The sequence below is a fragment of the Mesorhizobium sp. M2A.F.Ca.ET.067.02.1.1 genome, assembly GCF_004023285.1.
GTDB lineage: Bacteria > Pseudomonadota > Alphaproteobacteria > Rhizobiales > Rhizobiaceae > Mesorhizobium.
Map to the genome: position 1 here is coordinate 1 of NZ_RZSB01001475.1, position 402 is coordinate 402.

At 68.9% G+C, this 402-nt stretch carries 1 protein-coding gene; it reads right to left on the reverse strand.

What is annotated here, in order from left to right; all coding sequences use genetic code 11:
* On the reverse strand, positions 1-402 hold a 402-nt coding region (locus EOA28_RS38390), incomplete at both ends, for an amidase family protein (RefSeq protein WP_245501724.1).

A 402-nucleotide genomic window follows, 5' to 3' on the forward strand; every position in this document is an offset into this window, starting at 1 on the left:
CGTCGAGATAGGCGGCGGTGTCGCGCACGGTGCGCGAGCAGCAGAGGAAATAGGCGCCGCCATACCAATAGTCGCCGTAGGGCGCGAGGCTGACGCGACCGCGCGACGGTTTCAGGCCGACAATGCCGCAGCAGGACGCCGGCACGCGGATCGAGCCGGCGCCGTCGCTGGCCTCCGCGATCGGCACCATGCGCGAAGCGATCGCGGCGGCAGCGCCGCCGCTGGAGCCGCCCGGCGTGATGCCTTGCTTCCACGGGTTCTTCGTCGTGCCGTAGAGTTTTGGCTCGGTGGTGATCGACCAGCCGTTCTCCGGCGCGTTGGATTTGCCGACGAGGACGAGCCCGGCGGCCTTGATGCGGCGCACCACCTCGCTGTCGGAATCGGGGACGAAGTCCTTTAGGT